A 24,795-nucleotide genomic window follows, 5' to 3' on the forward strand; every position below is an offset into this window, starting at 1 on the left:
GTTCCCGGTCAAGGAGAGTCGCATGCCGTCGTATCTGTCCCCGGGCGTGTATGTCGAAGAGATCCAGTCCGGCTCACGGCCCATCGAGGGCGTGGGTACGTCCGTAGCCGCCTTTGTCGGCTTCGCCCAGCGGGGGCCGTTCAACGAACCGACCCTGATTACCAACTGGTCCCAGTTCGTTGGCCGGTTCGGCGAATTCGTCGACGGCACCTATCTCGCCTCGGCCGTCTATGGCTTCTTCGCCAATGGCGGCGGAACCTGTTACGTGATTCGCATCGGTGGCGGCGAGGCGGGCAGCGGTCCGGCGGCGGAGCTCACTTCCGGAGCGGAGGCGCGCCTCGGGCCGTACACCGTACGGGCGTTGCCCGGTGTGACCGGTGAGATCACTGTGACCGTGGCCGATCCCGAGGGCGAGGATCCGCCGCAGGACGTGTTCAGCCTGGTGGTGACCAAGAACGGCAAGGTCGTGGAGACCTATCCCTCGGTGTCGTCCAAACGCAGCAAGGACAATGTCGCCTCCCAGGTGAGGGCCCGGTCCGAGCTGATCGAGGTACGCGAGCCGGGGCGCGGGGCCGCGCCTGGCAGACCCGAGGCGCAGACCGTGACACTCCTCCCTGCGGCTGACGCGGGGACCGCGACCGGGCCGTTGTCCGCGGACGAGTACGTGGGAGATCCGGACCAGCGCACGGGCCTGGGCGGGCTGGAGGCCATCGACGAGGTCACCATGGTCGCGGTACCGGACCTCATGAGCGCCTTCGAGCGCGGAGTGCTGGACCGGGAGTCGGTGATCTCGGTGCAGCAGGCCCTGATCAGTCACTGCGAGCTGATGGGTGACCGCATCGCGATCCTGGACGCGCCCCCCGCCCTGAGCCCACAGCAGATCAAAAGCTGGCGGACGGAGACAACAGGCTTCGATTCCAGGTTCGCGACGCTCTACTACCCGTGGATCAAGGTGTTCGACCCGGCGACCGGCCGCAATACCTTCGTGCCGCCGAGCGGGCACATCGCAGGAGTATGGGCCCGGAGCGACGCCTCACGCGGGGTGCACAAGGCCCCGGCGAACGAAGTCGTACGCGGAGCGGTCTCCTTGCAGACGCAGTTGACCAAAGGCGAACACGATCTGCTCAATCCGATCGGTCTGAACTGCATCCGTGCCTTCCCCGGCCGCGGTATCCGCGTCTGGGGCGCGCGGACGCTGGCGTCGGACCACGACTGGCGTTACCTGAATGTGCGCCGGCTCTTCAATTACCTGGAGGAGTCGATTCTTACCGGCACGCAGTGGGTGGTGTTCGAGCCGAACGATGACGCGCTGTGGGCCCGTATCCGCCGTACGGTATCGGCGTTCCTGGTCAATGAATGGCGCAGGGGCGCGCTGTTCGGGCTGACGCCCGAGGAGGCCTTCTACGTCAAGTGCGACCGCGAGACGAACCCGCCCGAGAGCATCGACGCGGGACAGGTCATCTGCGAGATCGGGGTGGCACCGGTGAAGCCCGCGGAGTTCGTGGTGTTCCGGCTGTCCCAGCTGACCGGTGGAACCGGCGCGGTCGAGGAATGACCTTCGCCGGTCGGCCATCAACGCCGAGCGACGGCCGAAGACCGAAGGCCGACGATCGACGATCGACGATCGACGAACTGACCATTAGCGCAGAGGAGGCTGGTAGTGCCACTTCCCGATCTCGACAGTTCCGTCGGGCATTCCTTCGGTCTGGAATTCGACAGCGTCGTCATCAAACAGATCACCGAGGTGACGGGGCTGAAGATGGAGCAGGATGTCATCGAGCTGAAGCAGAACACCGCCGACGGCAAATACGCCATCAAAAAGCTGCCGGGTCGTCCCAAAGCGGGTGAGGTCACCGTCAGCCGTGGACTCACCGAGGACAACAGTTTCGAGCAGTGGGTCAAGGACTCGCGGTTCGGCCGGATGTCGGACGCGCGGCGCAACGGGGCGATCATCGTCTACGACTACGAGGGCATCGCGATCAAGCGCTACAAGCTGATCAACGCCTGGCCGAAGTCCTTGGAGATCGGCACGCTGAAGGCGGGCGACACCTCCGTGCTCACGGAGAAGCTGGCGATCACCTACGAAAGCATGGAAGTCGACTGATGCGGCGGGTGCTGTCCACCTCCGCGCGCGGCGAGGTGAGCGACGAGGAGCGTACTCCTGCCCGGGAGTCCCGCGAGACGCTACGGACCGAGTTCCCGTTCGAGCTGCCGCGCGGGTACGTGGACGACGACGGCACCGTCCACCGCAGCGGCGTGATGCGGCTGGCCACCGCCCGCGACGAGTTGATCCCGCTCCGGGACGACCGCGTACGGGAGAACGCCGCCTATCTGTCGGTGGTCCTGATCGCCCGCGTGGTCAGCCGGATCGGCACGGTCGACGACATCCATCCGGGCGTCATCGAGGACCTGTTCGCCTCTGATCTCGCCTTCCTCCAGGACTTCTACCGCCGGATCAACGCCGAGGGGCACACCCGCGCCGCCGTGACCTGCCCGTCCTGCCAGGAGAACTTCGCCGTGGACCTCGCCGGAGGTGGTCGCCCGGGGGAATCGTGACGTACGCGGCCGACCTGCTGTACGAGGAGGTCGCGTACCTCGCCTATCACTTCCACTGGCCACGCGACGAACTGCTCGACCTGGAGCATTCCGAGCGGCGCCGATATATCGCACAGATCGCCCGGCTCACCGGCCAGGAGTAACGGGAAGCGCCCAGCGGGACCGGAAACGCGAGGGAGGGACGAGACACCATGGGACTGCTGTCCTGGCTGCGCGGGGACCGGACCGCGGCGGACGCCGGTAAGACCGCGGCGGAGGCCGGCGCACCCGCCGAGGCGGGTCGCCCGGCGGGAGACCGACGCGAACTCCCGCCTGTGCAGCGTACGTTGACGACGCCCGGCCTGGTCACGGACCCGGACGGTTTCCGCGCATCGCTCGGTACCTGGCAGGACGCCTCGCTCACTACGCCGCTGGGCCATCTGGTCAGCCCGCAGGCACCCTCGGGGCTGGTGCACGGACTCGTCGCCTCCGCTGGTCCGACGACGACAACGGTGAGCCGACAGGCCGAGAGCGAGCGGATTCGGCAGGCCGAGAGCGAGCGCATTCGACGGGCGGACGGCAACGTGATCGCCACCCGGCCGGGGGCGACGGGGCGTGTACACGTACCGCCTCAGGCAGTTCCGCTGCAACGGAGCTATTCCCCGGGGGAGATGGTCACCTCCGGTACCTCGCCCGCCGAACTCCCCGTACGTCAACTGGTGGGTGAGCGCCCCGTGGAACCGGCGTTGCCCGTCTCGCCTCCCGACACGCCCGGCACGCCCGTCCCGGCGACCCCGGCCGTCCCGGCCGACGTACCCACTGTCCCCACCGTCGGTGCGTCGCCAACTGGCCGCGTATCTCGACCCGTTCAGCGGTCGCACGCCGCGCCCCTCCCCGTCCCGGCGGAAACGCCGCGGCCACCGTCCCGGCCGCGTATGCCGGGCCTCGGGGCGCCACTGCCCGGTCTGCCCCCCACAGCGCAACGGGCGATCGCGGCTCGCAACCCCGGGCCAGTGACCGAACCGGCCACACCCGCCACGGCTGCCCCACCCGTCCCACCGGCCACACCGTTCGCGTCTGCGCCGGATACGAGTGAGCCAATCGGGCCGCTGCTCGGCGAAGCCCCACCCCTCACCCCATCCCTCACCCCATCCCTCACCCCACAACACAGCTCGTACGCACCGGAGTCCGGGGCGGAACAACCACGCGCCGCGTCGCCGACAGCCCCCGACCCCGAACCCGCCCCCGCCCCGGTCCCGGTCCCGGTTCCGATCCAGCGCTTGAGCGGTCCTCCCGCACTCCCCCGGCCGACAGAACCGGCGTCCGGTCCGGTGGCTCCGCTCCTCGCGCAGCGGGCGGTCCCCCTCTTCGCCACCGGGCCGGACGCCCCCGCACCCACCGGCACCGGCACCGCCCCGGAGCCGCCGGCCGTGCCGGTCCGGTGGGAACCCCCTGGGCCCACGAGGACGACATCAGTCCAACGATCCTCCCTGGCAGCCGCGTTGACCACGGCCCGGGCAACCACTGCCCGAGCCGGAGAAGCAACGCCCCGGGACTCGGCGACACGTAACCCCGGGCGCGCCTCCCCCACCTTCCAGGACGCCGGTTCCGTGGCCGTCACCGCGGGGGTGGCCCAGCGGATGGCCGACGGCAGCGTCGTCTTCAGCGGTACGCGCGTGATCCAGCGTGCGACCGCGGCCGGCGAGCCCCCGGCCCCCGCGCCGCTCCCCGAACCTCCGCCGATCACCGTCCCGGACCCGGAACCGAGCGCGGACGCCCCCACGTTCCCGGACGCCACCGCCCCGGAAGTGCCCGGAGACCCCGATTCCGCCCCGCCCGGCTCCGCTGCCGCCCAAGGAGCGCGCACGGGCGCGGGAACGGACGCGGAAACGGGCACAGACACAGGTACGGGCACAGCCACCCCGCCCGTCACCGATGAACTCGTACGAGCGCTGTACGCGCCCCTGAGCAGACTCCTCAAGGCGGACCTGCGCCTGGAGCGCGAACGCGCCGGATTCCTGATCAACACCAGGCATTGACCTGATCACCACCAGCATGGAGAGGTACGTGCCATGGCCCCGACCGACAACGACGATCCGGCCGTCAGTGTCTGCTTCGTCGTCACCATCGACGGCATCGAACTCGGCTCGTTCAACACCTGCGACGGTCTCGGCTGCGAAGTGGTGCTCGAAGCACGTGAGGAGGGCGGCAACAACGGCCACGTCTGGCAGTTGCCCACCCGCCTCAAGTACTCGAACGTCAAGCTGTCCCGCCCGCTGACCCGGGAGACGGAGAAGGTCGCCAAGTGGTTCGCCGGCATGACGACCGGCTTCAGACGTAAGACCGCGCATATCGAGGCCAGGACGGGCGACGGCCGCAAGGTCGCCCAGTGGGGGCTGCTGGAGGTCGTACCGGTGCGCTGGACCGGCCCCTCCTTCACGCCCGAGTCCCCCAAGGTCGCGATCGAGACCATCGAGATCGCCCACCACGGCTATGTGATGGAGGGCTGAGCGCGATGAGCCGGCCCATCGCCTTCAGCGCCGCCGGCAGCTCGGGTACGGCCGCCTCCCGGGCGCCCGGCTCCGCGAGGCCCAAGCTGGAACACGCCTATCTGGAGCTGCGTACGCCGCCGCCCGGCGGCAGTCTGACCCCCGGCGGGCCGTGCGGCCGTATCGAGTTCCAGTTCAATCCCAAGGAGTTGAGCCTGACGAAGGCGGCGTCCTGGAAGCGCACCCCCGCCAAGGGCGCGAAGAGTTCGGGGCCGCCGGAGTACCAGGGTCCGCAGCCGAGCAAGCTGACGCTGGAGATGTTCTTCGACGCCAGCGACACCCAGGACAGCAGCGTCGTGACGTCCGTCGAGAAGCTCTTCGCCTGCTGTGTGCCGACCGACGAGACCCGTCAGCAGCAGCGCTCCTCGCCGCCATGGGTGGTGTTCCACTGGGGCGGGCTCACGGGCTTTCCCGGCTATGTGAGCCAAGTGCAGGCGAAGTACACGCTCTTCACGACCTCCGGTGTCCCCATCAGGGCGCTCTGCCAGGTGACGATGGAGGAGATCAGCGGAGAGACACCGGGGCAGAACCCGACCTCGGGTGCGCTGGCGGCGCGGCGCGTGCACCGGGTGCGCGCCGGGGATTCGCTGCCGGGTCTCGCCCACCGCGAGTACGGGGATCCGGGCGCCTGGCGGGTCATCGCCGAGGCGAACGGGATCGACGACCCGATGCGGCTGGCCGGCGGCCAGGAGCTGCTGCTGCCCGCGCTTGACGAGCTGGACCGGCTGCGCGAATCCGAGCGCGCGCGGGAACTGCCGAGGCAGGGGTGAGGGCGGATGGCCCAGCAGAGTGTCTCCAAGGCGCTGGTGATCGAGTTCGCCGGCAGTCCGCTGCCACCGGCCCTCGCCAACACACTGGTCGAGGGGTACGTGGACGACAGCCGCACGCTGCCGGACCTCTTCGTGCTTCGCTTCCGCGACCCCGGCCGGGTGCTGCTGGAACAGACGGGCCTCAAGATCGGCGGTGAGGCCCGGCTGCTGGCGTACGCGGGCGGGGGCCCCTCCGCGACGCCACTGCTGACCGGTGTGGTGACGGCCCTGGAGGTCGAGATCGACGACACCGGCACGTTCACGGTGGTGCGCGGGCTCGACGAGTCGCACCGGCTGTTCCGGGGCCGCCGCGTCGCCGGGTATCAGAACATGACGCTCGCCGACATCTGCGCGCAGGTGGCGCAGCGGGCCGGACTGCGCCCCGGGACCGTCGATGTCGCCGGGCCTGTGCTGGAGCATGTGGCCCAACCCAACATCAGCGACTGGGAGTTCGTACGCGGGCTCGCGGAGGAGGCGGGCGCCCAGGCGTATGTCACGGACGGCCGGCTGCATATCACCAGGCCCGCCGAGGCCAGTGGCGCGCCGGACAGCTCCGCGCGGGCCGAACAGGACCCGCTGGTACTGGAGATGGGGAGCAATCTGATCCGCTGCCGGGCCGGGGTGTCGTCGGCCGAGCAGGTCTCCGAGGTGGAGGTGCGCGGCTGGGACGTGGCGGCCAAACAGCCGCTGGTGGGTCGGGCACCGGCGGGGAGTGCGTCGACGCTGGCCCTCGGGCTGACGGCGGCCGAGGTGTCGGCGCCCTTCGGCGAGGCGAGTTTCGTCGTCACGGACGCCTCGTACGGGACGCAGGCGCAGGTGGATCAGGCGGCGAAGGCGCTGGCGGAGCGGATCGCCGGATCCTTCGCCGAGCTGGAGGCGGTGATCCGGGGCAATCCGCGGGTGCGGGCGGGCAGCGCCGTGGCGCTCAATGCCGTGGGCGCGCCCTTCGAGGGGCGCTATACGGTCACTTCCTCGCGGCATGTCTTCGACCCCGTGCGCGGCTACGAGACCTGGATCACCGTTTCGGGGCAGCAGGAGCGCTCGCTGTTCGGCCTGACCGGCGGCGGCGCGGGCTCGGGCGGTGGTGGCGCCGGTGCGGCTGCGGGCGGGCGCTGCTCGGGGCTGGTCAACGGAACGGTGACGGACACTCAGGACCCGCAGGGGATGGGGCGGGTGAAGGTCCGCTTCCCGTGGCTGTCGGACGAGTACGCGAGCGACTGGGCGCGTACGGCGCAGTCCGGTGGTACGGGCGGCGGCGAGGCGTTCATCCCCGAGGTGGGGGAGGAGGTACTGGTCGGCTTCGAGCAAGGCCATCTGGACCGGCCGTATGTACTGGCCGGTCTCTACAACGGTCAGGACAAGCCCTCCCAGGGCACCGCCGGAACCGGCGGTGGAAGCGGCACCAGTGGTGGAAGCGGTGGCGGTGGCGGGGAAGGCGTCGGCGGCTCCGGAGGCGGCGAGCTGATCGACCCCACCAGTGGTGCGGTCAACCGGCGTGCCTTCGCCTCCAAGGGCGGCAATCAACTGGAGCTGCTGGACGCCGCGAACGGCCCGCAGGGCGTACGACTGGTCACCGGGGACGGCAAGTTGAGGATCGATCTCGACCGCAGAGGGACCACCATCGTGGTCAACAGCGACGGCGGTGTGGAGATAGAGGCCCGGCAACAGGTCTCGATCAAGGCAGGCAACGGCGTGGCACTGGACGCCGGGCAGGGCGTACTCGAACTCAGCGGTGATTCAGTGACGTTGACGGCCCGCACAGGGGTTCAGGTGGACGGCGGAACCGGCCGGCTTCGGCTGGCCACCGGCGGAACAGTCGATATGACGGGCAGTCAGGTCGCGGTCAACGGAACCTCGCGGACCGAGATCAGGGGCGGCAGCACCTGCTCCATCAACGCACCACTGGTCAAGCTCAACTAGCAGACGAGCCGAGCCCCCTAGGACGAGCCGCCTAGGACGAGCCGCCTAGGACGAGCCGCCTGAGAAGAGCCACCTGAGAAGAGCCACGCAGCAGACGAGACGAGAGGAGCACGCGGAGATGTCGGCAGCCGCACGCGTCGGCGACCCCACCGGCCATCCCGGTACGGTCGGCCCGCCAGGCGTTCCTTCGGTGCTGATCGGCGGCCGGCCCGCGGCCACCGTCGGGACCCCGCACCAGTGCGCCGTCCCACCGCCCGCCGTACATCCGCCGTCCGCGATCGCCGGCCCCGGCAGCTCCACCGTACTGATCGGCGGGGTGCCGGCCGCCCGGGTCGGTGACCGGGCGGGCTGCGGCTCACCCGTCGTGACCGGCTGTCCGACCGTGCTGATCGGGGGCTGAACGCCATGGGAGAGCAGTTCATCGGCGCGGGCTGGGCCTTCCCGCCGCGTACGGACGCCACCGGCTCCATCGCGCTCGTGAGTGGCGAACGCGCGCTGGAGGAGTCGATCCGGCTGATCCTCGCGACCTCGCCGGGCGAGCGCCCGATGCGGCCGGAGTTCGGCTGCGCCGTCAACGACTATGTGTTCGCCCCCGCGGACGCGGGTACGGCGGGGCAACTCGCGTACGAGGTGCGTCTCGCGCTGGAGCGGTGGGAGCCCCGTATCGAGGTGGCGGAGGTGACGGTCCGGTTCGACGAGGCGGACAGCGGAGTCCTCTATATCGACATCGGCTATACGGTGCGCGGCTCCAACGACCCCCGGAATCTCGTATTCCCGTTCTATGTGATCCCCCAGCACGAGGAGGACGGCGCGTGACGCTTCCCAGCCCCGATCTGGACGACCGCCGCTTCCAGGGCCTGGTGGACGAGGCCAAGCGGCTGGTGCAGCAGCGCTGTCCCGAGTGGACCGACCACAACGTCTCGGATCCCGGCGTGACCCTGATCGAGGCCTTCGCCACCATGGTCGACCAACTCGTCTACCGGCTGAACCGCGTGCCGGAGAAGAACTATCTGACCTTTCTCGATCTCATCGGGGTACAGCTCTATCCGCCGACGGCGGCCCGTACCGAAGTGACGTTCCGGCTCTCGGCGCCGCAGCCCGAGGCGGTACGGGTCAGGGCGGGCACCGAGGTCGCCACGGTCCGTACCGAGACCGAGGAAGCGGTGGTCTTCACCACGAACCGGCCGCTGTCCATCGTTCCCTGCGCGTTCGCGTATCTGGCCACCCGGTCGGCGGACGGCGAAGCGGTCGAGCGGTCCGAGGAGTTGGCGCTCGGCCGCGAAGTGCCCTGCTTCGGCCGTACCCCCACCCCCGGAGACGCGCTCTATGTGGGCCTCTCCGCCGCGGTGCCCGCCGGGGTGGTCGTGCTGCGGCTCGACTGCCGGGTCGAGGGCGTGGGCGTCGACCCGCGGCACGCGCCGCTGCGCTGGGAGGCATGGGACGGCGCGGAGTGGCGGGCCTGCGAGATCGAGAAGGACGATACGGGCGGCTTCAACAAGTCGGGCGAGCTGATCCTCCATCTGCCGCGCACCCACGCCGCCTCGGCGGTCGTACGGCGTACCGCGGGCTGGCTGCGCTGCCGGCTGCTGGAGTCCGAACCGGGCCAGCCCAGCTACGTCGCACCGCCGACCGTCCGGCGGATCACGGCCTTCACGATCGGGGCGACGGTCGAGGCCGCGCACGCCGAGACGGTACGTGACGAGGTGCTCGGCGCCGCGGAGGGCGTTCCCGGACAGAGTTTCCTGCTCGCGAGACCACCCGTCGTACCGGGGGACTTCGTCGTCGAGGTGGCGGATCCGGACGAGGGGTCCGGCTGGGCCGACTGGACGCGGGTCGACGACTTCGCCCACTCGGGACCCGACGACCGGCACATCACCCTGGACCCCAACTCCGGCCGGGTGGACTTCGGTCCGGCCGTACGGGAGCAGGACGGCGGTCTGCGCCATTACGGCGCGGTCCCGCGCAAGGGCAGCGCGGTACGGGTGCGCGGATACCGCACGGGCGGGGGCAGACGGGGCAATGTCGCCAGGGGAGCGCTGCGCGTCCTGCGCGGCTCCCTGCCGTTCGTGGCGCGGGTGGAGAACCGGCGGCCCGCGCTGGGCGGGGTCGACGGCGAGACGGTGGAGAGCGCCCGGGTGCGCGGGCCGATGACGCTGCGGACGCTGCACCGCGCCGTCGTGCCGCACGACTACGAACTGCTGGCCCGCGAGGTGGCCCCGGACGCGGCGCGGGTGTACTGCGTACCGGCCGGCCGGGACGCGGAGGCGGGCGGGGTACGGCTGCTGGTCGTACCGGCCGGGCGCAGCGACGAACAGGGCCGGATCAGCTTCGACGAGCTGATCCCGCCGCCGGACACGATGGCGCAGATCAGCGGGCATCTGGACGAGCGGCGTCCGATCGGGGCCCGGCTGATGGTGGAGCCGCCGTTCTACCAAGGGGTCACCGTCGTCGCTTCGGTGCAGGCGCGCCGGGGCGCCGTGCCCGAGCGGCTGCGCGAGGCCGCGCTCGCCGCGCTCTACGGCTACTTCAACCCGCTGACCGGCGGCCCTGACGGACAGGGCTGGCCGTTCGGGCGGCCCATTCAGTCCGGTGAGGCGTTCGCGGTGCTCCAGCGAGTGCCGGAGGTGGATCTGGTGGAGGACGTACGGCTCTTCCCCGCGGACCCGATGACCGGGCAGCGCGGGGAGGCGACGACAAGGATCACGCTCGACCGGCACGCGCTGGCCTTCTCGTACGAACACCAGCTGCGGATACGGGAGGTGTGAGCGATGCGCGGAACCGTCGCCGGACTGCCCTCGCCGCATCCGCTGGTCGAGTTGCTGCCCGCGGTCTATCTGGAGCAGGACTTCCTGCGGCGCTTCCTCTCCGCGCTGGACGATGTGCTCGCCCCGATCCAGCTGACTCTCGACAATCTGCCCGCGCATCTGGATCCGCGCAGCGCGCCCGAGGACTTCCTCGACTGGGTGGCGCAGTGGGTGGCCGCCGAGCCGCACGGCGACGCGCCGGTCGGCGCGCGACGGACGGCGGTGACGGAGGCGGTCGCCCGGCACAGCCGCCGGGGGACGCGCGGCGGCCTGGCGGAGGCGATCCGGCGGCGCACCGGTGTGGCGCCGGAGATCACCGAGAGCGGTGGCGCGGGCTGGTCGTCGACGCCGCACACGGCGCTGCCCGGCGAGGAACTCCCCTGGGTGGCCGTACGGCTACGGGTGCCTGAGCCGGACGCGGTGGACCGGATCGGTCTGGAGGAGCTGATCGAGGGGGAGATCCCCGCGCACATCGGGTACGAGGTGGAGATCCTGCCGTCGGCCGAGCCGTCGGCTGAGCCATCGGCCGGGGAGCGGCCATGACCTGCCCCGAGTGCGGGCACCGCAACGCGCCGGGCACGGCGTTCTGCGCGTCCTGCGAGACGTTCCTGGAGTGGGCAGATCCGGAAGGGTCCGGTGGCGGGACCGGTACGGGGAGCGGCGCCGGGGATTCCGGATCGTCGCGGCGAACGCCCCCGCCGGCCCCCGCGCCGGCGCCAACAACCACGCCAACAACCACGCCCACGTCTACGCCCACGTCGGCAACAACGCCCGTCCCCGCGCCCGCCGACCCTCCGGCCCCGGAGCGCGTACGAGAGCCCGCGCCGGAAACCGCCCCGGAACCCGTGGCGGAACCTCCCATGGCGGAACCTGTACGGGAGCCCGCCCCGGAACCCGTCGCCGCGGGCCCCCGTCGCCCCGGGGACCGGCTGGACTCCCCCGTGCCCGGCCCCGGCGAGGACCCCGACGAGCCGGCCGGTCGGCCGGGCCCCGACGCCGTACCGCGCCCCCACCACGGACCCGCCGTGCGCTGCCCCAACTGCCGTACGGAGAACGCTCCCGACCGCACCCTCTGTCTGCGCTGCGGTCTGCTCCTGGATCCGGGACCACCGCCCGAACTGCCGCTGCCGTGGTGGCGCCGGCTGCTGAGCCGTCGTCGGCGCGCCCTGCCGACGGCGGGCACGCGTCCCAAGCGCCGTCTGTGGCGGCGCCCGAGCCTCGCCGTTCCGCTCACCCTCGTCATCCTGGCGGCCGCCGTCTGGTTCGCACGTCCCCACCTCTCCGACGCGTTCGACTTCACGAAGGACAGCACCGGTACACCCGAGGAGCTGCGACCGATCCGTGTCCGAGGCTCCAGCGCGCTGGCGGACCATCCGCCCCGGGACGCGTTCGACACGTACACCAATCGCTTCTGGGTCCCCGCCGAGGCCGGGCCCGGGCTCGGCGAGTATCTGGAGGCCGACTTCGAGGAGCCGGTACGGCTGCTCAAACTGGTCGTCTTCGCGGGCCGGTCGGCCAAGGCGGACGAGTTCCTCGCGCAGGCGCGGCCCGCCGCGCTGACCGTGACACTGCGCTCCGCGTCCGACGAGGTCACCGAGAAGAGGATCACGCTCAAGGACCAGCCCGGCCAGCAGACCTTCGACGTACGCGGCTCGGACGTCGTCCGGGTGCGGCTCGCGATCGACGATGTCCATGGCAAAGGTCCCGGCCGCAGACCCGCCGTCGCCGAGATCGAGTTCTTCGGACGGCGCTGAATGGGCCACGCTGGTGTCCAGAAGTCGATCCGACGACCCGTGGCCCTTGGCCTGGGGCTGCCGCTGACGGAGACTGAAGCGATGACACAGCGTGTGGATCTCGCGACCGTGATGAACCGTCTGGCGATCGATGAGGTGATCACCGACTACGCCGTGACCATGGACGACGCCGACTGGCCGGGGTTCCGCGCCCTGTTCACCCCGGACGGCCGCGCCGACTACACCGCGGCGGGCGGCATCGAGGGGTCCGCCGACGAGGTCGCCGACTGGCTGGCCGGCACGCTGCGGCCGTTCACCGTCCGTCAGCATCTGATCGTCAACCGGCGGCTGCGCATCCAGGACCTCGGAGGCTATCCGGGCGACCGCGCGGAGCTGCGGGCCGACTATCTCTGCCCGCTGCGGCACGAGTCGGGCGAGGACCTGACGAGCGGCGGCGGTTTCACGTTCGGCCTGCTGCGCGGTGAGGAGGGCTGGCGGCTGCGCACGGTGGTCGCCCACGAGAAGTGGCGCCGCGCCTCCGCGTCCGCCACATCCGCGGCCCCTGTCGTCCCCGTCGTTCCCGCCGTCGACGGCTGACCTGCGGGGTAGGCGCCGGACGCGGCTGCTCCGTATCCGCTTCAGTTCCCTCGATCGGGGGAAGGGTGTGCTGAACGGGCGGGACCTCGGACCTTCTCGCCAAAGGGCCGATCCGGGAGGCACGGTCCAGGAGGCCCGGTCCAGAAGACCCCGTCCGGGACGCGCGGTCCAGGAGGCCCGGTTCGGAAAGCGCGGTCCGCAAGGCACAGTCCGAAAGGCACGGCAGAGGAGGCGCGGAATGCGAACGGCATCGCCGTGGTGGCGCGGCGCGTCCGCCCTGGCCGCCGGCGCGCTCCCGGCCCTCGCCTTCCCCTCGCCGTCCCTGTGGTGGCTGGCGTATGTGGCACTGGTGCCCTGGATGCTGCTCGTACGGTCCGCGCCGACAGGCCGCCGCGCCGCGCTGGAGGGCTGGCTGGGCGGTCTCGGCTTCATCGTCGCCGTGCACCACTGGCTGATACCGAGCCTTCATGTGTTCATCGTGGTGCTCGCGGCGCTGCTGGGTCTGCTGTGGGCGCCGTGGGGGTGGCTGGTACGCGCCGTGCTCGGCGGCGCGCCGTCCACGGGCCGCGCCGCCGTCGCCCTGGCCGTGCTCCCCTCGGGCTGGCTGATGGTCGAACTGGTCAGGTCCTGGGAGGGACTTGGCGGCCCATGGGGTCTGCTCGGCGCCAGCCAGTGGGAGGTCTCGCCCGCGCTGCGGCTGGCCTCGGTGGGCGGAGTGTGGCTGGTGAGTCTGCTGGTGGTCGCGGTGAACACCGCGCTGACCCTGCTGGTCGCGGTGCCCCGGGCACGCGGGGCGGCGGCCCTCGGCATCGTGGTGTGCGCCATCACGGCGGGATCGGTGGGCTGGTGGGCGCCGGAGCCCGAGCGGTCGGGCCTGGCGCGGATCGCGGTCGTCCAGCCGGGCGTGGTGTCCGGCACGGGCTCGGTGGAACGGCGGTTCGCGCGCGGCGAGGAACTGACCCGCACGCTGGCCGGACAGGATCTCGATCTGGTGGTGTGGGGCGAGAGCAGCGTCGGCGCCGATCTGGCGGCGCGGCCGGATCTCGCGGCGCGGATCGCCGTACTCTCCCGCACGGTGGGCGCGGAGATCCTGGTCAATGTCGATGCGCGCAGTACGGACCCGACGGGCCGGGCGGGCATATTCAAGCGTGGTGTCCTGGTCGGGCCGAACGGTCCGACCGGCGATGTGTACGACAAGATGCGGCTGGTGCCCTTCGGCGAGTACATACCGGCCCGTGCCGCGCTGGGCTGGGTGACCTCGGTGGGCAAGGCGGCCGGTGAGGACCGTATTCGCGGCACCCGCCAGTCGGTGGTGGTGCTGCCGGGCGAGGGCAGGGGCGGGCTCCGGTTCGGTCCGCTGATCTGCTTCGAGTCGGCGTTCCCCGATATGAGCAGACGGTTGGTCAGGGACGGCGCGCAGGTGCTGGTGGCACAGTCCTCGACCTCGTCGTTCCAGGGCAGTTGGGCGCCGGAGCAGCATGCCTCACTGGCGGCCCTGCGGGCGGCGGAGACCGGCAGGTCGATGGTGCACGCCACGCTGACGGGCGTCAGCGCGGTGTTCGGCCCCGAGGGCGAACGGGTGGGCGGCGCGATCGGTGTCGACCGTTCGGCCGCCGCCGTCTTCGATCTGCCGCTGGCCGGGGGCACCACCCTCTACGCGCGGTTCGGCGACTGGGCGGTCCATGGCGCGCTGGTGGTCCTGGCGGCGTTCTTCGCGGTGGAGGGGGCCCGTTCGCTCAGGCGGCGGACTGGTCCAGCGCCTCTCGTACCACCCGCTCGCACAGCTCATGAGTCAGCAGCGCATCCCGCGCGCTGAGCGTCTTTCCGGCTCGTACGGTGTCGAGGAACGCCAGCACGCACTGCTCGATTCCGCGCTGGCGGGCCACCGGGACCCAGTCGCCGCGCCGCCGGACACTCGGCTGCCCCTTGTGGTCGATGATCGTCGCGAGATCGTGGACGGCACGCTTGCTGTCCTGTCCCGACACTTCGAGGATCTCCTCGGTGGAGCCGCTCAGCCGGTTCATCACGCCGATCGCGGTGAAGCCGTCCCCGGAGAGCTGGAGGACGACATGGTGCAGCAGTCCCCGCCGGATCCGCGCCCGTACGTCGGTGTGCTCGACCGGCCCGGGGAGCAGAAAGCGCAGCGTGTCCACGACATGGATGAAGTCGTCGAGGACGAAGGTCCGCGGGTCCTCGGGGAGACCCACCCGGTTCTTCTGAAGGAGGATCAGCTCGCGCGGATGCTCCAGGCACTGCGCGTACCCGGGCGCGAACCGCCGGTTGAAGCCGACGGCGAGGCTCACGCCCCGCTCCTCCGCGAGGCGCACGATCCGCTCGGAGTCGGCGAGTTCGTACGCGATCGGCTTGTCGACATAGGTCGGTACGCCCGCCTCCAGGAGCCGGGTCACGATCTCGGCGTGCACGGCGGTCGGGGCGTGCACGAACGCGGCGTCGAGGCCCTGGGCGAGCAGTGAGTCGAGATCCGTGTGACACCGCTCCGCCGGGATGTGGTGGACCTCGGCGGTACGCGACAGGGTGGCGGGGGTACGGGTCTGCAGATGCAGCTCGACCCCGGGCAGTGTGGTGAGCACCGGCAGATACGCCTTCCGCGCGATGTCGCCGAGCCCGATGCAGCCGATCTTCACAAGGGCCTCCCCAGCCTGTCGTTACGCGCCGTCACGGAAGCATACGTGCGCCCCGGGGGCCGCCAGTCGGCGAGCCCGGCGAAGCCGCGCGGAGTCCCGGCCCGAGGCGGGACACGGCGGCGGGCTCCAACGCCCCCGAACCGCTGCGCGGAATGCTCGGGACTCCGGACCGGCCGCGCGGGCTCTAAAGCATTCGCCACCTGGGCGGCTCATCCCTGAGTATGTCCGCCATGACATCCACCGAGGCCACACCCGAAGCCACGCCCGAAGCCACCCCCGAGGCCACACCGCAGCGCTCCGAGCCCTCCACTCTCGCCGGGGAGCGCGAGATGCTGGAGGGCTGGCTCGACTATCACCGCGAGACCCTGGCCCTGAAATGTTCCGGCCTGGACGAGAAACAGCTCAAGGAGGCATCCGTTCCGCCCTCCGATCTGACCCTGCTCGGTCTGGTACGGCATATGGCCGAGGTGGAGGGCAACTGGTTCCGCAACCGGCTGGCCGACGAGCGGAGCGCCGCGCTCTACTGCACCGACGCCGACCCGGACGGCGACTTCCACCCGAGCGAGGCCGACACCTGGGAGGAGGCGTCCGCCACCTGGCGCGCCGAGATCGCCCACGCCCGCGAACTGGCCGCGCGGTACACCCTCGACGAACTCGGCACCGGACAGCCCAGCCGCCATACCGGCGATCCGTACACCCTTCGCTGGATCTACACCCACCTGATCGAGGAGTACGCCCGGCACAACGGCCATGCAGATCTCCTCCGCGAGCGGATCGACGGCGCGACGGGCGACTGACTCGACGGCGGCTCCACGGCCTCACCGACCCACGGCCCCACCGACCCATTGAGCGATTGGCCGGGCGGCTGACCCGACGGCGCGGGCCGCGCGCGGTTCGCGCGCGGCCCGGCGTCACCCGTCCGGGCCAATCCGCGCTCTTCCGCTCCCCAACAGTGCCCCTAACCAGCAGAGTTGCCCAAGTGCACCGAACCAACCGAACGAGAAGCGCGGCGATGATCCTGATGGGGGTGGCGGTCACCGCCGTCTCCGGATGCGTGGCCGTGGAGCCGCACCCCTCGCCCGGTCCCTCGCCTCGCCCGGGAACGAGCAGCGGTATCCAGCCCCCGGGAGCGCCCGAGCCGCTGATCATCGAGGCCCCGGCCAAGGAGGCGCTGGAGGCGGCCGTCCCCCCGTCGGCCCCGAAATCGGCGCCACGCTCCTCCGTCGAAAGCCGCCCGCCGGCCCTGGACCGGCCCGCCCCGGACTCGACGAACGGCCCCGCGCGGCCCCCGGCGACGTCCCGGCCGGAGCGGCGGCATGAGGACCGCCCCGAGGAACAGCGGCATTCGGCGCCGCCGCCCGCACCGGCCATCGCCGGTGTCTGCGCGCTGGGCGAGCGTTACGGCCAGTGGCCGAAGGACAGTCCCCAGGCCCGCATCTGCCGTGACACCTACGGCGATTGACGCCCCCCGGTCCCCCGCTCTCGCTGTCAACGCTCGCGCAGCAGCCGCTCCAGCCGGTCGATCCCGGCTCCGACCCCGTTCACATCCCCCTTCTCCCCCAGGGCGTCCGCCGCCTCACGCGCCCGGTCCAGATGGAGCCGCGCCGCCTCCGGCAGCTGGAGCTTCACATAGTCGGCGGCGAGATTGAGATGGAGCGACGGATAGAAGGCCCGCACCACCGAAGAGGTCCCGGGTACACCAGCCCGGGCCTCCACCAACCGGTCATCGGCCACCCCGTCACCAGCCACCCCGTCACCGGCCACCCCGTCACCGGCTGCCCGGTCATCGGCCGCCCGGTCATCGACCACCGCGTCACCGGCCGCCCGGCCGTCGACCGCCGACTCCTCCCTCAGCCCGTCCGCCGCCGTCAGCGCCCGCAGATCCCAGGCCAGTTCATCACCCGGGTCGTCCTGCGTATCGGCCATGTAGTGCGCCAGCGCGCAGCGGTGAAACGCGTCCCCCGCCTCCCCCAGCTCCGCCCAGAGCAGGCCGAACCGGTTGCGCGCCTCCTCGCGGTCGCCGCCGTGGAGAAGCATGACCGCCTGCCCGATCCTGGTCATGAAGGCGTCCTCCGACGCCTCCTGCCGCTCCCTCACTACCGCCGCCTCCGTATGCCGTCCATGCCGTCGCCGGCCGGACTCCCTGTACCGTCCACAGGCCGTCCAGAAAATCCGACGAACACAACGCTATCCGGCATGACGGACAATGGCCTCCAGGCTCGGGCGGATGACCCGAGCCTGTCGGCCGGTCCGGCGGCTCAGCCGCGGTCGGCGAGATTCGGAATGCGCCAGTCGATGGGAGCGTGCCCCTGCGCGGCGACCGCCTCATTGATCTGGGTGAACGGCCGCGACCCGAAGAACTTCTTCGCGGAGAGCGGCGAGGGGTGCGCGCCCTTCACCACCACATGCCGCTCCGTGTCGATCAGCGGCAGCTTCTTCTGCGCGTAGGCGCCCCACAGGACGAAGACCGCCGGGTCGGGCCGCTCGGCCACGGCACGGATCACCGCGTCCGTCACCTTCTCCCAGCCCTTGCCCTTGTGCGAGTTGGCCTCACCCGCGCGGACCGTCAGCACCGCGTTGAGCAACAGCACCCCCTGCTCGGCCCACGGCATCAGATAGCCGTTGTCCGGCACCGGGTGGCCCAGCTCCTCCTTCATCTCCTTGTAGATGTTCCGCAGGGAGGGCGGGGTCCTGACACCGGGCCGTACGGAGAAGCAGAGCCCGTGCCCCTGCCCCTCGCCGTGGTAAGGGTCCTGGCCCAGGATCAGGACCTTCACCTTGTCGTACGGAGTGGCGTCGAGCGCGGCGAAGACCTCTTCACGCGGCGGATAGACCGGCCCCTTGGCCCGCTCCTCCTCGACGAACTCGGTCAGCTCCTTGAAATAGGGCTTCGCCAGCTCATCGCCGAGGACGCCGCGCCAGGACTCGGGCAGCATGTCGGTGTCGGTCACGTCAACAACCTCCGGTAAGCGATCACTTGTGCATGACTGAACCTACCGGGGACCACTGACAACGGTCTCTCGTAGCTGGTGGCAGCGGCATCGGCGGCTACCAGCCGGCCTTCCGGTGCAACTCCCACATCTGCATGACGGTCTGCGGATCGAGCGCCCGCTCGCCGCCGCCGATGTCGTCGGTCGACGCCACGTACAGCCTGCCCTGCCACAGCGGAAGGAGCCGTACGTCGTCGACGAAGATCTCCTGAGCGCGCTCGAACTGCTCGTTCACCGCCGCGCGGTCGCTCACCCGCCGGGACTGGGGCAGCAGCTTCCGGGTGATCTCGGGACTCTCGTACGGGGTGCTCAGCGCGTTGTTCGTGCCGACGAAGGGCGCGATGAAGTTGTCCGGGTCCGGGAAGTCGGGGAACCAGCCGCGGCCGAACACGGGGAACTCCCCCTTCTGGTAGCCCGCCTGGAACTGTTTCCACGGCTTGCTCCGGAGGGTGATCCTGAACAGCCCCGACGCTTCGAGCTGGTGCTTCAACTCGGTGAACTCCGCGGCCGTCCCTGACCCGTAGCGGTCCGTGGTGTACCAGAGTGTGAGAGGCACGGGCTTCCTGATGCCCGCGCCGTTGAGGATGGCCCTCGCCTCGTTCACATCGGGCTCGCCGTACTGGTCGAAGAAGCTGGTGGTGTGCGCGAAAATGCCCCTGGGGACCATCGAGTACAGCGGTTCGGCCGTGCCCGGGTAGACCTTGGCCACCAGCGCGTCGCGGTCCACGATCTGGGCCACCGCCCTGCGCACCGCGAGCTTGCCGGCCGCCGGATCGGCGGGGTTGAACACCAGATAGCGGATGTCGGCGCCGACGGCTTCGACCAGTTGCAGATCCTTGTTCCGCGCCCCCTTGCGTTCGAGTTCGACGACCTGCGCCGAGGTGAGACCCCGGTAGACGGCGTCGATGTCCTTCTTCTGCAGGGCCCGGAAGACCGTGGCGGAATCCTTGAAGTACTGGATGGTGACGGCGTCGTTCCGGTGCTTCGCGAATCCGCGGTAGTCCTTGTTCCGGGTCAGCTCCGCCCTGTCCCCGCTGGTGTACGAGGCGAGTACGTACGGCCCCGAGCCGGTGATCCGGCCGTCCTGGCGCAGCCTGTCCTGCGGATACTCGGCCGGGGGGACCAGGGACATGGCGGGTGTGGCGAGGATGAAGGGGAAGGTCGCGTCCGGCCTTCGCAGCCGGAAGACGACGGTGTCGTCCCCGCTCGTCTCCACCGTGTGGAGGGATTCCAGCAGACCGGCGGGGCCGCCCGGCACATTGATCCCGCGGATACGGTCGAAGGAGTGCTTGACGGCCGCCGCGTCGAGCGGCTGGCCGTTGGAGAACTTCAGGCCGTCACGCAGCTCGCACCGGAACACCCGGCTGGCGGTGTCGGTGAATCGGCACTCCCGCGCGGCATCGGGCCGCGGGGACGAACTGCCGGTCGGAAAGCTCAGCAAGGTCTGGAAGACATTGCGGAACATCTCCCAGGAGTTGTCCCAGGACGCCGCCGGATCGAGGGTGCTCGGCTCACTCGTCGTGCCGACGGTTATCCTCTGCTCGGCTTCCGCGTCATCGTCCGGGAACAGGCCGCATCCCGCGAGCAGAGAGAGGGCCGCCAGGGTTGTGGCGGCCCGCCGAGTCGTCCGGTTGAACACGTTCACGTCGCACACGTTCACGCTCCTTGTCCAGCCATGGATCGGCAGACCATATCGCGGCGCCCACCGGATCAATACGCTGATCCGGTGGGGCTTTTGGGGAGGTTGGGGCCGGGAATCGTCACCCCACCCCGGCGTTGAGGAAGATTCCTCCGTCGACGACCAGCGTCTGGCCGGTGATCCAGTCGGACTGGTCCGAGGTGAGGAACGCGGCGGCGCCGCCGATGTCCTCGGGCACCCCGAGCCGTCCCATCGGGTAGGCGGCCGCGGCCTCCGCCTCCCTGCCCTCGTACAGCGCCCGCGCGAAATTGGTCTTGACCACGGCGGGTGCGATGGCGTTGACCCGTACCGCCGGCGCGAACTCGTGTGCCAGCTGAAGGGTCAGATTGACCATCGCCGCCTTGCTCATGCCGTACGCGCCTATGAAGGGGGACGCCGAGACCCCGGCGACCGAGGCGATGTTCACGATCGCGCCGCCGTTCTCCTTCTGCCAGGCCCGCCAGGTCCGCTGGGCGAAGCCGAGCGCCGAGATCACATTGGTCTCGTACACCTTGCGCGCCACGTTCAGGTCCAGCTCGGCCATCGGGCCGAAGACGGGGTTCGTTCCCGCGTTGTTGACCAGGAAGTCGACCCTGCCGAACGCCTCCATGACACGTTCGACCGCGACCGCCTGGTGCCGCTCGTCGTGCGCCTTGCCCGGCACGCCGATCACCCGGTCGGAACCGAGCCTCTCCACGGCCTCCTTGAGCGCGTCCTCGCCCCGGCCGGTGATGCACACCCGGTCGCCGCGCGCGACGAACGCCTCGGCCACTCCGTATCCAATGCCCCGGCTCGCGCCCGTGATCAGGGCGACCTTCCCGCTGTCCGGTGCCCGTCGCTCCGGCTCCGGCTGCCGCGCCGCCTCCGTCGTATTCGCCATGTCCGTTGCCCCCGGCCTCAGTTGAGCGGTCCGCCGGCGACGTACATGACCTGGCCGGAGACAAAGCCGGCCTCCTCGCCCACGAAGAAGGCGATGGCGTTCGCGATGTCCTCCGGCCTGCCGACGCGCCGCACCGGGATCTGGCTCGCCGCCGCGGCCTGGAACTCCTCGAAATCCATGCCGACACGGGCGGCGGTCTGCGCGGTCATATCGGTGACGACGAAGCCGGGCGCCACCGCGTTGGCGGTGATGCCGAACTTGCCGAGTTCCTTGGCGAGGGTCTTGGTGAAGCCCTGGAGACCGGCCTTGACCGCCGCGTAGTTGGCCTGGCCGCGGTTGCCGAGCGCGGAGCTGGAGGAGAGGCTGACGATCCGGCCGAACCCGGCGTCCACCATGTACTTCTGGCAGGCCTTGGCCATCAGGAACGCGCCCTTGAGATGCACGTTCACCACGGTGTCCCAGTCGGACTCGGTCATCTTGAAGAGCAGGTTGTCCCGCAGCACACCCGCGTTGTTGACCAGGATCGTCGGCGCCCCCAGCTCGGCGGCGACCCGCGCGACGGCGGTCTCCACCCGCGCACTGTCGGAGACATCACAGCCGACGGCGAGTGCCGTGCCACCGGCGGAGGTGATCTTCTCGACGGTGTCCGCGCACGCCGCCTCGTCGAGGTCGAGTACGGCGACGGCGCGGCCCTCCGCCGCCAGTCGTAGCGCGGTGGCGGCGCCAATGCCACGCGCCGCCCCGGTCACGACGGCTACGCGCTGCTCGGTGGTCGACATCCCTGTTCTCCTCGCCCTAGGCTCCTGCGACTCCTGATCGCCACGACCACTGAGCAACCGCTTAGTAGGTCCAGCAGACAGACGCTAGAAGCCACGGCACGTGGTGTCAACGGCCGATGGCGGCGATGGCGGGATCCGGCGCCGACGTCACACCACCGGCATCACCCCGCCCCTGTCACAGCGACATGGCCAGGTCCTGTCCGGTCGATCTTCGTGGATCAGCCCGCGAGGATCGGCCGGACAGGGCGTTCGTCAGCGCACCAACAGATCGAGCAGCCGCTCGGCCTCCGCACCCGGGTCGTCCGTCAGTCCGGTGTGTACGGGACCGGGCTGTACGACGGTCGAGCGCGGCGCGATCAGCCACCGGAACCGCCGCCCCGCGTCGTCCTGCGCGGCCTGACCGGCCGCGTCACCGCCGCGGCAGACGCTCTCGACGGCACGCAGCGCCGCCCGCACCCCCACGACATCCGCGTCCGGGTCGAGGATCCTCAGCTTGGCCTCGTCCAGATGGGTCCTGGCCGAAACGTAGGACCGGGCGCGGCAGTAGACCAGCACCCCGGCGTTGAAACACTCGCCGCGCTCCACCCGCGGCACGACCCGCAGCAGCGCGTACTCGTAGACATCCTTGGTGCTCACCGGCCGCCGTCCTCGGTGCTCTGTCCGTCAGCCGTCCGCCCGCCGGTCCGCGCTCCTGGCGTCAGCCGGTCGGCCAGCCAACCGGGCGCCCGCGAGGGGCCGTTCGTGGTGGGCGCGTCGAGGGTGATGCGCTCATGGATCGTGCCGGCCCGCGCGAGCAGCGGCTCCATATACGCCTGGCGCAGCGCGTCGGTGGAGTCGAAGCCCGGCTCGTCGACCAGCCACTCGTCCGGTACGTCGGCGGTGACCTCCGTCAGCAACTCCTCGGTGACCAGCGGCGCCAGCTCGGCCGCGGCCGACGCGATGTCGGGGCCGAAGGCGGCGAGCACATGGTCGGAGGCGTTGTACGGCTTCGCCGCGGAAGCCCGCGCGCCGGGCCAGTTGTGGTGCCAGATCATCGTCGCGCCATGGTCGATGAGCCACACGTCACCGTGCCAGACGAGCATGTTGGGGTTGCGCCAGGAGCGGTCGACATTGTTGACGACCGCGTCGAACCAGACGATCCGCCCAGCCTCCTCCGGACCCACCTGGTAAGCCAGCGGATCGAAGCCTATCGATCCCGGCAGATAGTCCATTCCGAGGTTCAGCCCACCGCTCGCCTTCAGCAACTCCTGCACCTCCTGGTCGGGCTCGGAGAGTCCGATCACGGGGTCGAGTTGCATACGGACCAGCTCGGGGATTCTCAGTCCCAGCCTGCGGGCCAGCTGCCCGCAGATCACCTCGGCGACCAGGGTCTTGCGGCCCTGTCCGGCGCCGGTGAATTTCATGACGTACGTACCGAGATCGTCAGCCTCGACGATCCCCGGAAGCGAGCCGCCCTCACGCAAGGGCGTGACATAGCGGGTCGCGGTGACTTCGGTGAGCATCGCGCCAGATTACTTCGGGGCCGTGGGGCACCGCTCGGCCATTTCCGCCCGTCAGAGCCCGCCAGGTCCGTCAGAGCCCACCAGAGCCCGTCAGAGCGCCTGGCCACCTGAGGTCGCTTGGGGTCGCTTCGGCATGCCAAGTGGAACCCCGCGGTCGCCGACCGCCGACCCGCCTTGACCTTCGAGCCGAGTCGAAGGTTTACCGTGGCGGGCATGAGCGCGATGCGGATCTCCCAGCTCGCCGCACGCGGCGGCGTCCCGGCCACCACCCTGCGCTATTACGAGAGCGCCGGTCTCCTGCCCGCCGACCGGACCCCGGCCGGTTACCGCGCCTACGGCGAGGACGCCGTGGAACGACTGGCGTTCATCGGCGCCGCCAAACACCTCGGCCTGTCCCTGGACGAGATCCGTGAGCTGCTCGCCGTATGGGAAGGCGGCGCGTGCCGCGAGGTGAAGGCCGAGCTGCGGCCCCGCGTCGCCACACGCCTGGACGAGGCGGAACGGCGCGTCGCGGAACTGACCGCGTTCATCGCTTCACTGAACTCCGCGCTGGAACACCTGGACGCGCTGCCCGACTGGGCGGAACCCTGTGATCCACGGTGCGGCTTCCTCGCCCGGCCGCAACGGTCCACGGCCGCCCCGGTCGATGTGACGCTCTCCCCCGGCCCCGCGGCCGCCGAGGAGGAGGAACGGTGGCGAAGCGCGCCCGTCGCCTGCTCCCTGACCGGCGACGGCATGGCCGAGCGCGTCGAACGGTGGCACCACGCCCTCGACGGCGCCGCCCGCGTCGCAATGGCGGGCGGGCTGCGACTGACCCTGCCCGCCGACCGGTGCGGGACCATCGCCGAACTCGCCGCCGCCGAGCAGCGCTGCTGCCCCTTCTTCGACTTCCGCCTCCACCTCGACGGCCGGCGCCTCCACCTCGAAGTGCGCGCCCCCGCCGAAGGCGCCGGCCTGCTCGCCGACCTGTTCGGCACGGCCGCTCCCTGATCCCGGCATCCCCCGCAACGCCTCCCCACCAGAGAGATCCCTGACGTGCTTGTCGCCCGCTCCATCGCCCTGTTCGCTGTCGCAGCTCTGTTCGAGATCGGAGGCGCCTGGCTGGTCTGGCAGGGGATCCGCGAACACAAGGGCTGGATCTGGATCGGCGCCGGGGTGATCGCCCTGGGGCTGTACGGCGTGGTGGCCACATTTCAGAGCGACGAGAACTTCGGACGCATCCTGGCCGCATACGGCGGCATCTTCGTCGCCGGATCCATCGCCTGGGGCGTGGTCGCCGACGGCTACCGCCCCGACCGCTTCGACATCATCGGCGCCCTGATCTGCCTCGCCGGGATGGCCGTGATCATGTACGCGCCCCGAGGCCACTGACCC

At 70.7% G+C, this 24,795-nt stretch carries 27 protein-coding genes; 19 read left to right on the forward strand and 8 right to left on the reverse strand.

Annotated features, from left to right (window positions below; all coding sequences use genetic code 11):
• Positions 1–22: 22 nt before the first annotated feature.
• From ABTZ59_RS29240 to lnt, 15 genes are all read left to right on the forward strand, one after another.
• The gene (locus tag ABTZ59_RS29240; protein ID WP_351419643.1) at positions 23–1,555 is read left to right on the forward strand and encodes a phage tail sheath family protein; all 1,533 of its coding nucleotides are present in this window, start codon (positions 23–25) and stop codon (positions 1,553–1,555) included.
• A gap of 105 nt (positions 1,556–1,660) precedes the next feature.
• Positions 1,661–2,104: a phage tail protein gene (locus ABTZ59_RS29245; protein ID WP_249948601.1), complete on the forward strand. Its 444-nt coding sequence runs from the start codon at positions 1,661–1,663 to the stop codon at positions 2,102–2,104.
• Positions 2,104–2,556, forward strand: a complete 453-nt coding sequence (locus ABTZ59_RS29250; RefSeq protein WP_351419644.1) for a hypothetical protein — start codon at positions 2,104–2,106, stop codon at positions 2,554–2,556. The genes ABTZ59_RS29245 and ABTZ59_RS29250 overlap by 1 nt, the downstream gene beginning before the upstream one ends.
• Positions 2,553–2,699, forward strand: coding sequence for a DUF6760 family protein (locus tag ABTZ59_RS29255; protein ID WP_249948599.1), 147 nt, complete (start codon positions 2,553–2,555; stop codon positions 2,697–2,699). Before ABTZ59_RS29250 ends, ABTZ59_RS29255 begins: the two co-directional genes overlap by 4 nt.
• A 1,446-nt stretch (positions 2,700–4,145) precedes the next feature.
• A complete protein-coding gene (locus tag ABTZ59_RS29260; RefSeq protein ID WP_351419645.1) occupies positions 4,146–4,574 on the forward strand; it encodes a hypothetical protein in 429 nt (142 codons plus the stop codon).
• Positions 4,575–4,607: 33 nt separating this feature from the next.
• Positions 4,608–5,045, forward strand: coding sequence for a phage tail protein (locus ABTZ59_RS29265; protein WP_351419646.1), 438 nt, complete (start codon positions 4,608–4,610; stop codon positions 5,043–5,045).
• 5 nt (positions 5,046–5,050) lie between these two features.
• Entirely contained in the window at positions 5,051–5,854 is an 804-nt protein-coding gene (locus ABTZ59_RS29270; RefSeq protein ID WP_351419647.1) for a CIS tube protein, read from the forward strand.
• 6 nt (positions 5,855–5,860) lie between these two features.
• The gene (locus ABTZ59_RS29275; protein WP_351419648.1) at positions 5,861–7,813 is read left to right on the forward strand and encodes a VgrG-related protein; all 1,953 of its coding nucleotides are present in this window, start codon (positions 5,861–5,863) and stop codon (positions 7,811–7,813) included.
• 118 nt (positions 7,814–7,931) lie between these two features.
• Positions 7,932–8,213: a PAAR domain-containing protein gene (locus ABTZ59_RS29280; RefSeq protein ID WP_351419649.1), complete on the forward strand. Its 282-nt coding sequence runs from the start codon at positions 7,932–7,934 to the stop codon at positions 8,211–8,213.
• A gap of 5 nt (positions 8,214–8,218) precedes the next feature.
• On the forward strand, positions 8,219–8,629 hold the full coding sequence (locus ABTZ59_RS29285; RefSeq protein WP_249948594.1) for a GPW/gp25 family protein: 411 nt from the start codon (positions 8,219–8,221) through the stop codon (positions 8,627–8,629).
• Positions 8,626–10,578: a putative baseplate assembly protein gene (locus ABTZ59_RS29290; protein WP_351419650.1), complete on the forward strand. Its 1,953-nt coding sequence runs from the start codon at positions 8,626–8,628 to the stop codon at positions 10,576–10,578. The genes ABTZ59_RS29285 and ABTZ59_RS29290 overlap by 4 nt, the downstream gene beginning before the upstream one ends.
• A 3-nt stretch (positions 10,579–10,581) precedes the next feature.
• Positions 10,582–11,160, forward strand: coding sequence for a phage tail protein (locus ABTZ59_RS29295; RefSeq protein WP_351419651.1), 579 nt, complete (start codon positions 10,582–10,584; stop codon positions 11,158–11,160).
• A 317-nt stretch (positions 11,161–11,477) separates the two neighbouring features.
• Positions 11,478–12,371, forward strand: a complete 894-nt coding sequence (locus ABTZ59_RS29300) for an NADase-type glycan-binding domain-containing protein (protein ID WP_351419652.1) — start codon at positions 11,478–11,480, stop codon at positions 12,369–12,371.
• A gap of 81 nt (positions 12,372–12,452) precedes the next feature.
• Entirely contained in the window at positions 12,453–12,947 is a 495-nt protein-coding gene (locus ABTZ59_RS29305; protein WP_351419653.1) for a nuclear transport factor 2 family protein, read from the forward strand.
• Between the two features lie 238 nt (positions 12,948–13,185).
• Positions 13,186–14,763, forward strand: a complete 1,578-nt coding sequence (gene lnt, locus ABTZ59_RS29310) for an apolipoprotein N-acyltransferase (protein WP_351419654.1) — start codon at positions 13,186–13,188, stop codon at positions 14,761–14,763.
• On the opposite strand, the gene ABTZ59_RS29315 is transcribed toward lnt, so the two are convergent.
• Positions 14,684–15,592, reverse strand: coding sequence for a Gfo/Idh/MocA family protein (locus ABTZ59_RS29315; protein ID WP_351419655.1), 909 nt, complete (start codon positions 15,590–15,592; stop codon positions 14,684–14,686). The two genes, lnt and ABTZ59_RS29315, sit on opposite strands and share 80 nt — an antisense overlap.
• A gap of 230 nt (positions 15,593–15,822) precedes the next feature.
• Here ABTZ59_RS29315 and ABTZ59_RS29320 point away from each other — a divergent pair, with 230 nt between their 5' ends.
• Together ABTZ59_RS29320 and ABTZ59_RS29325 are read left to right on the forward strand one after the other, a co-directional pair.
• The gene (locus tag ABTZ59_RS29320) at positions 15,823–16,389 is read left to right on the forward strand and encodes a DinB family protein (RefSeq protein WP_351419656.1); all 567 of its coding nucleotides are present in this window, start codon (positions 15,823–15,825) and stop codon (positions 16,387–16,389) included.
• Positions 16,390–16,604: 215 nt separating this feature from the next.
• Positions 16,605–17,054 carry a hypothetical protein gene (locus tag ABTZ59_RS29325; RefSeq protein ID WP_351419657.1) on the forward strand — a complete coding sequence of 150 codons (450 nt, stop codon included), beginning with the start codon at positions 16,605–16,607 and terminating at the stop codon, positions 17,052–17,054.
• A gap of 26 nt (positions 17,055–17,080) precedes the next feature.
• Here the strand turns inward: ABTZ59_RS29325 and ABTZ59_RS29330 are convergent, their stop codons facing one another.
• The 7 genes from ABTZ59_RS29330 to ABTZ59_RS29360 all read right to left on the reverse strand — a co-directional run bounded on the left by ABTZ59_RS29330 (position 17,081) and on the right by ABTZ59_RS29360 (position 23,421).
• On the reverse strand, positions 17,081–17,689 hold the full coding sequence (locus tag ABTZ59_RS29330; RefSeq protein ID WP_503003771.1) for a hypothetical protein: 609 nt from the start codon (positions 17,687–17,689) through the stop codon (positions 17,081–17,083).
• Between the two features lie 161 nt (positions 17,690–17,850).
• Positions 17,851–18,543 (reverse strand): uracil-DNA glycosylase, encoded by a 693-nt coding sequence (locus ABTZ59_RS29335; RefSeq protein WP_351419659.1) that lies wholly within the window; start codon positions 18,541–18,543, stop codon positions 17,851–17,853.
• A 97-nt stretch (positions 18,544–18,640) separates the two neighbouring features.
• Positions 18,641–20,221, reverse strand: a complete 1,581-nt coding sequence (locus ABTZ59_RS29340) for an ABC transporter substrate-binding protein (RefSeq protein ID WP_351419692.1) — start codon at positions 20,219–20,221, stop codon at positions 18,641–18,643.
• Positions 20,222–20,342: 121 nt separating this feature from the next.
• Positions 20,343–21,140 (reverse strand): SDR family oxidoreductase, encoded by a 798-nt coding sequence (locus tag ABTZ59_RS29345; RefSeq protein ID WP_351419660.1) that lies wholly within the window; start codon positions 21,138–21,140, stop codon positions 20,343–20,345.
• A gap of 17 nt (positions 21,141–21,157) precedes the next feature.
• On the reverse strand, positions 21,158–21,919 hold the full coding sequence (gene fabG, locus ABTZ59_RS29350; RefSeq protein ID WP_351419661.1) for a 3-oxoacyl-ACP reductase FabG: 762 nt from the start codon (positions 21,917–21,919) through the stop codon (positions 21,158–21,160).
• Between the two features lie 252 nt (positions 21,920–22,171).
• The gene (locus ABTZ59_RS29355) at positions 22,172–22,555 is read right to left on the reverse strand and encodes a DUF3037 domain-containing protein (RefSeq protein ID WP_351419662.1); all 384 of its coding nucleotides are present in this window, start codon (positions 22,553–22,555) and stop codon (positions 22,172–22,174) included.
• The gene (locus ABTZ59_RS29360; protein ID WP_351419663.1) at positions 22,552–23,421 is read right to left on the reverse strand and encodes a HipA family kinase; all 870 of its coding nucleotides are present in this window, start codon (positions 23,419–23,421) and stop codon (positions 22,552–22,554) included. The genes ABTZ59_RS29355 and ABTZ59_RS29360 overlap by 4 nt, the downstream gene beginning before the upstream one ends.
• A 213-nt stretch (positions 23,422–23,634) precedes the next feature.
• Between ABTZ59_RS29360 and ABTZ59_RS29365 the strand changes: the two genes are divergently transcribed.
• Complete coding sequence (locus ABTZ59_RS29365) at positions 23,635–24,411, forward strand: MerR family transcriptional regulator (protein ID WP_351419664.1); 777 nt, start codon at positions 23,635–23,637, stop codon at positions 24,409–24,411.
• Positions 24,412–24,456: 45 nt separating this feature from the next.
• A complete protein-coding gene (locus ABTZ59_RS29370) occupies positions 24,457–24,792 on the forward strand; it encodes a YnfA family protein (RefSeq protein WP_351419665.1) in 336 nt (111 codons plus the stop codon).
• Positions 24,793–24,795 lie beyond the last annotated feature (3 nt).

It is taken from the genome of Streptomyces sp. NPDC094034 (assembly GCF_040303865.1).
GTDB lineage: Bacteria > Actinomycetota > Actinomycetes > Streptomycetales > Streptomycetaceae > Streptomyces.

What these genes read in the sequence shown, in the direction of transcription:
- ABTZ59_RS29240 (WP_351419643.1), top strand. Translation starts at nt 23, where the DNA reads ATGCCGTCGTATCTGTCCCCGGGCGTGTATGTCGAAGAGATCCAGTCC.
- ABTZ59_RS29250 (WP_351419644.1), top strand. Translation starts at nt 2,104, where the DNA reads ATGCGGCGGGTGCTGTCCACCTCCGCGCGCGGCGAGGTGAGCGACGAG.
- ABTZ59_RS29265 (WP_351419646.1), top strand. Translation starts at nt 4,608, where the DNA reads ATGGCCCCGACCGACAACGACGATCCGGCCGTCAGTGTCTGCTTCGTC.
- ABTZ59_RS29270 (WP_351419647.1), top strand. Translation starts at nt 5,051, where the DNA reads ATGAGCCGGCCCATCGCCTTCAGCGCCGCCGGCAGCTCGGGTACGGCC.
- ABTZ59_RS29275 (WP_351419648.1), top strand. Translation starts at nt 5,861, where the DNA reads ATGGCCCAGCAGAGTGTCTCCAAGGCGCTGGTGATCGAGTTCGCCGGC.
- ABTZ59_RS29280 (WP_351419649.1), top strand. Translation starts at nt 7,932, where the DNA reads ATGTCGGCAGCCGCACGCGTCGGCGACCCCACCGGCCATCCCGGTACG.
- ABTZ59_RS29285 (WP_249948594.1), top strand. Translation starts at nt 8,219, where the DNA reads ATGGGAGAGCAGTTCATCGGCGCGGGCTGGGCCTTCCCGCCGCGTACG.
- ABTZ59_RS29295 (WP_351419651.1), top strand. Translation starts at nt 10,582, where the DNA reads ATGCGCGGAACCGTCGCCGGACTGCCCTCGCCGCATCCGCTGGTCGAG.
- ABTZ59_RS29300 (WP_351419652.1), top strand. Translation starts at nt 11,478, where the DNA reads ATGGCGGAACCTGTACGGGAGCCCGCCCCGGAACCCGTCGCCGCGGGC.
- ABTZ59_RS29305 (WP_351419653.1), top strand. Translation starts at nt 12,453, where the DNA reads ATGACACAGCGTGTGGATCTCGCGACCGTGATGAACCGTCTGGCGATC.
- lnt (WP_351419654.1), top strand. Translation starts at nt 13,186, where the DNA reads ATGCGAACGGCATCGCCGTGGTGGCGCGGCGCGTCCGCCCTGGCCGCC.
- ABTZ59_RS29320 (WP_351419656.1), top strand. Translation starts at nt 15,823, where the DNA reads ATGACATCCACCGAGGCCACACCCGAAGCCACGCCCGAAGCCACCCCC.
- ABTZ59_RS29325 (WP_351419657.1), top strand. Translation starts at nt 16,605, where the DNA reads ATGATCCTGATGGGGGTGGCGGTCACCGCCGTCTCCGGATGCGTGGCC.
- ABTZ59_RS29345 (WP_351419660.1), bottom strand. Translation starts at nt 21,140, where the DNA reads ATGGCGAATACGACGGAGGCGGCGCGGCAGCCGGAGCCGGAGCGACGG.
- fabG (WP_351419661.1), bottom strand. Translation starts at nt 21,919, where the DNA reads ATGTCGACCACCGAGCAGCGCGTAGCCGTCGTGACCGGGGCGGCGCGT.
- ABTZ59_RS29360 (WP_351419663.1), bottom strand. Translation starts at nt 23,421, where the DNA reads ATGCTCACCGAAGTCACCGCGACCCGCTATGTCACGCCCTTGCGTGAG.
- ABTZ59_RS29365 (WP_351419664.1), top strand. Translation starts at nt 23,635, where the DNA reads ATGAGCGCGATGCGGATCTCCCAGCTCGCCGCACGCGGCGGCGTCCCG.